At 66.6% G+C, this 9,280-nt stretch carries 2 protein-coding genes; both read left to right on the plus strand.

The window, feature by feature from the left end; genetic code table 11:
• Nucleotides 1-5,084 (plus strand): SDR family NAD(P)-dependent oxidoreductase (locus Q0D45_RS09140; RefSeq protein ID WP_293391604.1); only part of this gene is annotated, 5,084 nt, incomplete at its 5' end.
• A gap of 28 nt (nucleotides 5,085-5,112) precedes the next feature.
• A partial coding sequence (locus Q0D45_RS09145; protein ID WP_293391607.1) for a beta-ketoacyl synthase N-terminal-like domain-containing protein occupies nucleotides 5,113-9,280 on the plus strand: 4,168 nt, incomplete at its 3' end.

Consider the following 9,280-nt stretch of genomic DNA (forward strand, 5'->3'; position numbering starts at 1 on the left):
AGGCCGTGAAGGCGCTCGAAGCCGGCGGCGTGCGAGTCACCCGCCTCGCTGTGTCGGGTGCGTTCCATACCGAACTGGTCGCCTCGGCGCAGACCGGCCTGTCAGCCGCGATCGCCGCCAGCACGATCAGCGTGCCGCGCATCACGGTTTACTCGAACACCACCGCCCAGCCTTACCCGTCCGATGTCGCGAGCATCAAGAAAACGCTAGACGGCCATCTGCTGAACAGCGTCGAATTCGTTGCCGAAATCGAAGCGATGTACGCCGCCGGCGTGCGCGTGTTCGCCGAACTCGGCCCGAAAGGCACTTGCGCGAACATGGCCAAGGCCACGCTCGCCGGCAAGGACGCCGTCTGCGTGTCGCTCGACGGCAACGGCGGCGGCATTCGCGGCCTGCTGCTGGGCCTGGCCGAACTGGTCGTCGCCGGCGTGCCGGTGGCGCTGAGCCGCTTGTTCGACAACCGCGATCCGCAGTTGCTGGATCTCGCGAAACTTGCCGATCTGATCAAGCCGGAAGCGATTCCGAAGCACGCCTGGATGATCAGCGGCGGCTGCGCTCGCGAGCAGTCCGACATCTTGTTCCGCACCGGCAAGCTGCCGGCTTACGACGCTGCTTCGCTCGCTGCGATGCAGGCCAAGCTGAAGATCGAGCGTACCGTCACGGTGCAGGCGCCAGCTTCTGCCGCAACTCAGACTGCGGCGACGATTCCTGCTGCGGCGTCTACCGTCAGCCCGGCGCTCGGCGCCGAAGCGCTCGCGGCCTATCAGCAGACGATGCGCCAGTTCCTGCAGTTGCAGGAGCGCGTCGTATCGCAGTTCCTCAGTGGCGGCAGCGCTGCTGCGCCGTCAGCCTTGCCGGCGCTGCCGGTCATGCCGATGCCGATCGCCGCACCGGTTGCGGCCGTTGCTGCGCCAGCGCCAAGGCCGGCGCCAGTCGTTGCAGCTGCCAAGGCAGAAGCACCGAAGGCTGTCGCGGTGGCGGCACCGGCAGCCGTTGCGGTCAGCTTCGACCCGACGGCAGCGCTGCTCGAGATCGTCGCCGATCGCACCGGCTATCCGCAGGACATGCTTGGCCTCGATCAGGATCTGGAGGCTGAACTCGGCATCGATTCGATCAAGCGCGTCGAGATTCTTGGCGCCTTCCAGAAGCAGCTGCCAGCCGCTGCCGGCGACGCGATGCAGGCCGGCATGGAGCGCTACACCCGCGCCCGCACGCTGACCGCGATACTCGATACCGCCAAGGCCGATCTTGCCAAGCTTGGCGTTTCGGCCACTGCCGTGGCGCCCGCTGCCGCCAGCGTTGCAGTTCCGTTGGTAGCCAACACCGCGCCGACGATCGATCAGACGCAGATCGAAAAGATCCTGCTCGACATCGTCGCCGATCGCACCGGTTACCCGACCGACATGCTCGGTCTCGATCAGGATCTGGAAGCCGAACTCGGCATCGATTCGATCAAGCGCGTGGAGATTCTCGGCGCGCTGCAGAAAGCCTTGCCAGCCGCTGCCGGTGACGCGATGCAGGCCGGCATGGAGCGCTTCACTCGCGCCCGCTCGCTGAACGCGATTCTGGGCGCCGCGATGGCGATCATTCCGGCTTCGGCTGCGGTGGCTGCTGTCAGCACCCCGGCGGTCTCGCCAGCGGCAGCGCCGATCGCAGCGTCCTTCGACCGTGCCGCCGCTCAGAAGCTGCTGCTCGACATCGTCGCCGACCGCACCGGCTACCCCACCGACATGCTCGGCCTCGATCAGGATCTGGAAGCCGAACTCGGCATCGATTCGATCAAGCGCGTGGAGATTCTCGGTGCGCTGCAGAAGGCGCTGCCGGCAGCGATCGGCGATGCGATGCAGGCCGGCATGGAGCGCTTCACTCGCGCTCGTACCCTGAGCACGATCCTCGATGCGGCAGCTTCCCTGGCGCCGGCTGCGACCGCCGTCCCAACAGCTGCAGCAGTCATGGTGACTTCACCGGTGGCAGTTGCCGTCGCAGGTCTTGATCGTGCCGCGCTGCAAGCGCAGTTGCTGGCCATCGTTGCCGACCGCACTGGTTATCCCACCGACATGCTCGGCCTCGATCAGGATCTGGAAGCCGAACTCGGTATCGATTCGATCAAGCGCGTGGAAATCCTCGGTGCGCTGCAGAAGGCCTTGCCGCCTGTGCAGGCCGATGCGATGCAGAGCGGCATGGAGCGTTTCACTCGCGCCCGCACGCTGAACACGATCCTTGATGCGGCCGCCAGCTTGTCGCCAGCCGCTGCAGCCCCAGTTGCCATGGCGCCTGTATCAGCTAGCGCAGCAGCACCTGCTGCCACGATCGACCGCGGCAGCCTCACCGTGCTGCTGCTCGACATCGTTGCCGACCGCACCGGTTATCCCACCGACATGCTCGGCCTCGATCAGGATCTGGAAGCCGAGCTCGGCATCGATTCGATCAAGCGCGTGGAAATCCTTGGCGCAATGCAGAAGGCCTTGCCGGCGGCTCAGGCTGATGCGATGCAGGCCGGCATGGAGCGCTTCACCCGCGCCCGCTCGCTGAACGCGATCCTCGATGCCGTCAGCACCTTGGCGCCGGCGGTGGCTGCCGCAGCGCCTGCAGTCGCCGTGGTCAGCGCCGTGGCGCAGGCCGCTGCGGTCAGCGAAACGATTCCGCGCTATGTGCCGCGTGCCCGGCGCGTGCCGCTGTCGAAGCAGCGTCATGCCATCGCCGGCCTGTACCTGCTGACGGCTGATGCCGAAGGCATCGCCGCCAAGCTTGCCAAGCGCATCGACAAGGCCGGTGGCAAGGCCGCCGTGCTCGCGGCCAGCGATGCGACCGATCCGGTCGCGCTTGCCAAGACACTGGATAGCTTGCGCAAGCAGCACGGCAAGGTCGCCGGCTTCGTGCATCTGGCTACGCTGAATGCTGCTGCGGCAGACGATCTCGCAAGCTGGAAGCAGCAGAGCACGCTGCAGGCGAAAGCGCTGTTCTGGCTGCTGCAGCAGACCATGAGCGACCTCGCTTCCGGACCATCGGTGGCACTTGCCGCCAGCCGTTTCGGCGGCAGCCTCGGCCGTGAATCCGAAGGCAGCAGCCTGCCGCAGGCCGGTGCCGCAGTCGGCCTGTTCAACTGCGCGACGCAGGAGATTCCGACGCTGCGCGCCCGCCTGGTCGACTTCGAAACCGAAGCCACGGCGGATGCCATCGTCGATGCCTTGATGGACGAGTTGGCGGTCGATGAAGTGCGCACCGAAATCGGTTACGCCGAAGGCCAGCGCTACGGCTACACGCATGCACCGGAAGCGGTGTCCGATCATCCGTTCGCGCCGCATCTGGCGCCGGCCGGCGACTGGGTGGTGATGATCACCGGCGGCGCTCGCGGCATCACTGCCGAGATCGCCGAGGAACTGGTCCGGCCCGGCATGCATCTGGTGCTGCTCGGCCGCACGGCGCTACCCGGCATCGAAAGCCCGGCCACGGCCGGCATCGCCAAGGAAGCTGAGCTCAAGAAGACGCTGCTCGCGCAGGCACTCGCCACCGGCCGCAAGCCGACGCCGGTGGAACTGGAACGCGAACTGCGCGCCGTGCTCGCCGATCGCGAGATCCGCGGCAACATCGCCAAGCTGACCGCGAAGGGCGCCGTCGTCGACTACCGCGCCTGCGACGTCCGCAATCCGGCGGTGTTCGGTAGCTTGATCGACGCGATCTACACCCAGTACGGCCGCATCGATGCCGTGCTGCACGGCGCCGGCGTGATCGAGGACAAGCGCATTCCGGACAAGACGCCGGAGTCCTTCGATCGCGTCTACGACACCAAGGTCGACAGCGCCTGGACCCTGGCGACCAAGCTGCGCCCCGAAGGCCTGCAGCTGCTGGCGCTGTTCACCAGCGTCTCCGGCCGCTTCGGCAATACCGGCCAGTCCGACTATGCCGCTGCCAACGAAACCCTGAACCGCCTCGCCTGGCAGCTGCACCGGCGCTGGAACGGCGTGCGGGTGATCTCGGTGAACTGGGGTCCCTGGGACGCCGGCATGGCCAGCCAGCAGGTTCGCGATGCCTTCCGCGCCCGCAACATCGTGCCGATCCCGGTGCCGGCCGGCCGTCGCTGGTTCATGGACGAGCTGGCCTATGGCCCGCGCAAGGATGTCGAACTGGTCGCCGGCGAAGGTCCCTGGGATCGTGACTTGGGCGGCGAACTGCTTGAAGCCGCAACGGCAGACGCCGGCGCGCTGCCGCTGATCCGTCAGCCGCTGCGCATGGGTGCCGGTGGCGCCGTGGTGTTCGAGCAGACGATCAGCCTGCACAGCGATCCCTACCTAGGCGATCACCGCCTCGATGCCAAGCCGGTGATGCCGGCGGCCACCGCGCTGGAGTACATGGCGCAGTTCGCGGCGGCGGGCTGGCCGGAATGGAAGGTCGTCGAGATTCGTGACCTGCGCGCGTTCTCGGGCATCGTGCTCGACGGCGACAACAGCGAGAAGACCCTGCTGCTGCGCGCCCGCTCGTCGACCCACTCCGATGCCGGCTCACAGGCAGTCACCGTCGAGCTGTTCGATCCGCCGCGCAAGACGCCGAGCTATCGCTGCAGCGTCATCCTGCTGCCGCAGGTGCCGGAAGCGCCGCTGGCCGAACCGGCGGCGGTGCTGAACAGCGGCGCGCCGATGGACACGGCGATGATGTACGCCGAGCACCTGTTCCACGGCCCGCAGTTCCAGCTGGTCACCGAAGTCAGCTGCATGTCGATGGAGGGCATCGATGCCATGGTCATCGCCACCTCGCCATCGGCGATGCTTGGCGCGCCCGGCCATGGCGCTCGCTGGCTGTTCGATTTCGGTCTGGTCGATACCGGCCCGCAGCTGGCGCTGGTCTGGGGCCGCGTGATGCATGGCAAGACGGCGCTGCCATCGAGCTTCGGCAAGGTAGCCCGCTATGGCCAGGATCCGGTCACCGGTCCGCTGCGCATCGCCATCCGCATGAAGCCGGCGGCGCACGATGCCGGTGTCCGTTACGACATGCAGTTCATCGATGCTGGCGGCCGCGTTCGCCTGGCGTTCAGCGATGCCGAAAGCACGATGAGTGCGGCGCTGAATCGCCTTGCTGGCAACAGCTGATCGCAGCCGAGCCGAAGCCAGCCGAACCATGAGCCAAGCTCTCGACATCGCCATCATCGGAATGGCCGGCGCCTATGCCGGCGCCAAGGACGCAACCACGTTCTGGCAGAACATTCTCAACGGCGTCGATGCCGTAGCCGAAGCCGGGCCGGAATGGGCGGGGCCATACGTCGATGCCGATGCCAGGAGCAACGACCGCATCTACACCACGCGCGGCGGCTTCCTGCGCGATCTCGCCGAAGTCGATCTGAGCGAACTCGGCGTGATGCCGAACACGCTCGACGGCGGCGAGCCGGATCACATGCTGGCGCTGCGTTTCGCCCGCGATGCGCTGGTCGATTCCGGCTATCTGAACAAGCACTTCGATCGCGAGCGCTGCGGCATCGTGCTCGGCCGTGGCACCTATGTGAACCGCGGCATCATGACCATGGTCCAGCACGGCCTGATCATGGACCAGACGATGGAGCTGATCCGCGGCCTGCGCCCGGATCTGACCGGCGAAGAACTGGCCAAGCTCAAGGCCCAGTTCAAGAAGCAGTTGCCGCCGTACAACGCGGAAATGGTCGGCCTGCTGACGCCGAACGTGATCGCCGGCCTGATCGCCAACCGGCTCGATCTGATGGGGCCGAACTTCATCATCGACGCCGCCTGCGCCTCGAGCCTGATCGCCATCGAACTGGCGACCCGGGAGATCAACTCCGGCCGCTGCGACATGATGATCACCGGCGGCGTGCAGGCGCAGTGTCCGCCTCAGCTGTACATGCAGTTCTGCCAGATCGGCGCGCTCTCGCACGGCCAGTTGCGGCCGTTCCAGAAGGGCGCTGATGGCACCCTGCTCGGCGAAGGCGTCGGCGTCATCGTGCTGAAGAAGCTGTCGCTCGCCGAAGCCGATGGCGATCGCATCTACGCGGTGATCAAGGGCATCGGCTCCGCATCCGATGGCAAGGCCAAGGGCCTGCTGACGCCGCGTCTGGAAGGCGAAGTGCTGGCACTGAAGCGTGCCTATGAATCCTGCGGCATCGACCCCTCGACGATCGGCCTGATCGAAGCCCATGGCACCGGAACGAAAGTCGGCGACAAGACCGAGATCCAGTCGCTGGGCATGCTGTTCGGCCCGAGAGTCGGCGACCTGCCGAGCATCGCGCTCGGCTCGGTGAAATCGATGATCTCGCACTGCCTGCCGGCCTCCGGCAGCGCCTCGATCATCAAGACCGCGCTGGCGCTGCATCACAAGATTCTGCCGCCGATGCTGTGCGACGAGGTTGACCCGGATCTCGGCATCGAGCGCACGCCGTTCTACATCAACACCCAGGCCCGGCCGTGGATCCATGGCGGGCCGCATCCGCGCCGTGCCGGCGTCAACGCCTTCGGCTTCGGCGGCATCAACGCCCACATCATTCTTGAGGAGTACCGGCCGGCCGACGGGTGCCAGGTCAACGCCGGGCTGCTGCATGTGCCGGGTCACAGCGAGCTGCTGACCTTGGCTGCGGATAGCGTCGCCGAGTTGATGAGCCTCGTGCGCCAGTTGCTGGCGCATGCCAAGGCCGAAGCCAAACCGAGTCTTGCGACTCTGGCGAAGGCGAGCAGCGCCCACAGCCGCGGCGAGCACCGCCTGGCCGTGGTCGCCAATGATCCGGCCGATCTCGCCACCAAGCTCGACCAGGCGCTGGCCAAGCTGAGTCATACGGAAGTCGCGTCGTTCAAGCTGCGCGGCGGCGTGCATTACGGTCATGGTGCGGCGCCGGGCAAGGTCTGCTTCGTGTTTCCGGGCGAAGGCGCGCAATACCCGAACATGCTCGCCGACCTGTGCCTGAACTTCCCGCAGATCCGCGAGTGGTTCGATTTCATCGACGAAACGGCCGTGCGCCGCGGCAGCCCGCTGCGCGCCCCGGTGGTGTTTCCGGCGCCGACCTGCGTGCCGCCCGGCGTACGCGAGCGGCTCGACAGCGAACTGTTCGAAACCGATGTCGCCGCGGAATCGGTGTTCGCCGCAAGCATTGGCCTGTTCACCCTGCTCGACGATCTGGGCTTCAAGCCGGATGCGATGCTCGGCCATTCGACTGGCGAGAACACCGCGATCACCGCCAGCGGCGTGCGCCGTTACGAGCATCGCGAAGAGATCGCCGACACGGTTCGCGATCTGAACCTGATCTACGGCGATCTCGATCGCGAAGGCCGGATCGTCGAAGGCAGCCTGCTGACCATCGGCGCATTGAAACCGGCAGCGCGCGCACAACTGCTGGCCGAACACGGCCGCGGCAAGCCCGTTCTCGTCGCGATGGACAACTGCCCGAACCAGCTGGTGCTGTTCGGCTCGCGTTTCGACATCGCTGCGCTGAAGGAAAAGCTTTCCGCCGACGGCGCGATCTGCGCCGAACTGCCGTTCGGCCGCGCTTACCACACCGCGCTGTTCCATCCAGTGGCCGAGGCTTATCGCGAGTACTACCAATCTCTGGAGTTCGGCCCGGGCCGTGCGGTGCTGTACAGCGCCTGCAGCGTCGGCCCGTTCCCGGATGATGCCGACGAGATCCGCGAGCTGGCCTGCCTGCAGTGGGAAGCGCCGGTGCGCTTCACCGAAACCATCGAACAGCTCTACGCCGATGGCGTGCGGGTGTTCGTCGAGATCGGCCCGAGCGGCAATCTGACCTCGTTCATCGACGACACCCTGCGCAGCCGCAACGATGTCATCGCGCTGAGCACCAACAGCCGCCGCAAGCCCGGCGTGACCCATCTGCAGCAGACCTTGGCGCAGCTGTTCGCGCTCGGCGTCGACTTCGATCCGGCGAAGCTGTTCGAGCAACGCGAGATTGCGCCGCTGTCGCTGGCCGCTGTTCCACTAGGCGCGCCCCGGCAGAAGCCGCGCATCAAGCTGCAGATGCCTTTGGTGCATTTGCCCGCCGATGTCCCGCCGATGCCGCGCGCTCAGCCGAGCGCAGCGCCGTCCCCTGCCCCGGTCGTTGCCCCGCAAGCGAAGGCGCAGCCGATCGAACCGGCGCAGTCTGCCGGGCCGGTCGATGTGCGTCTCGAAGCGCTGAAGAATCACTTCGCGCTGATGCAGGATTTCCTCGACAGCCAGGCACGAGTGCTCGACGGTTTCGCCGGTACTGCGCCGACGATCGAAGCAGTCGATCCCTCGCGTGCCGATCCGCATCGCTATCCGCTGCTCGGTCGGATCACCGAGCAGGATGCAACACGGCTCAGCTGCGAGCGCCGCTATGACCTCGCCTCGGATCTGTTCCTGCGCGATCACGCGCTGGGTTCGGCGCCGAGTGCGCAACAGACTGATCTGCTCGCGCTGAGCGTCATCCCGTTCACCTTCAGCATGGAAATCGTCGCTGAAGCAGCCTGCCTGCTGACCGGCGATTCCCTGCGCCTGATCGGCCTCGACTCCTCGCGCGGTCATCGCTGGCTGGGCCTCGATGGCAGCACGCTCGATCTGCGCATCGTTGCCGAAAGAGTGGCTGCCGATGCCGCGCAACCAGGCATCGAGAGAGTGTCGGTGCGCCTCTTTCAGAACGGTGTCGGCGGCCCCGCTGGCGGCGTGCTGGTGTTCGAAGCGATCGCCCTGCTCGGTGCGGCGTTCCCGACAGCACCGCCGGCACGGCCGTGGCCGGCAGCGGACAGCAAGCCCTCGCGCAGCAACCCGGATGGCGAGTTGTACAGCCGCGGCATGTTCCACGGCCCGCGCCTGCAGGGCGTGACGTCGATCCGCCGCTGGGCCGATGAAGCGATCGAAGCCGACCTGGTGACGATCGCCACGCACGACTATTTCCGCTTCACCCCGCAGCCGCAGTTCCGCACCGATCCGGCGCTGCTCGATGCCGCCGGCCAGGTGGTCGGCTACTGGCTGACCGAGCGCTTCGCCTGGGGCTTCAACTGCTTCCCGTACCACGTCGGCAGCTTCCGTCAGTACGCGCCGATGCCACCGGCCGGCACCAAGGTGATCTGCCGCTGCGACGTCAAGATGACCGATCCGCTGCGCATCGAAGCGCATCTCGACGTGCTCGATACCGACGGCCGCCTGCTGATGCGGGCCACGAACTGGGAAGACCGCAAGTTCACCGTGCCGGAGATTTACTACAGCTTCCGGATGGCGCCGCAGACCGCTTTCCTCAGCGAGCCCTTCCAGGCCGAAACCCTGGCTGCTGCCGGCGTCATCGCCAGACGCGTGCCGGCCTTCGACGATGGCTTTCTCG

The sequence above is a fragment of the Nevskia sp. genome (genome assembly GCF_023266035.1).
Classification (GTDB): domain Bacteria; phylum Pseudomonadota; class Gammaproteobacteria; order Nevskiales; family Nevskiaceae; genus Nevskia.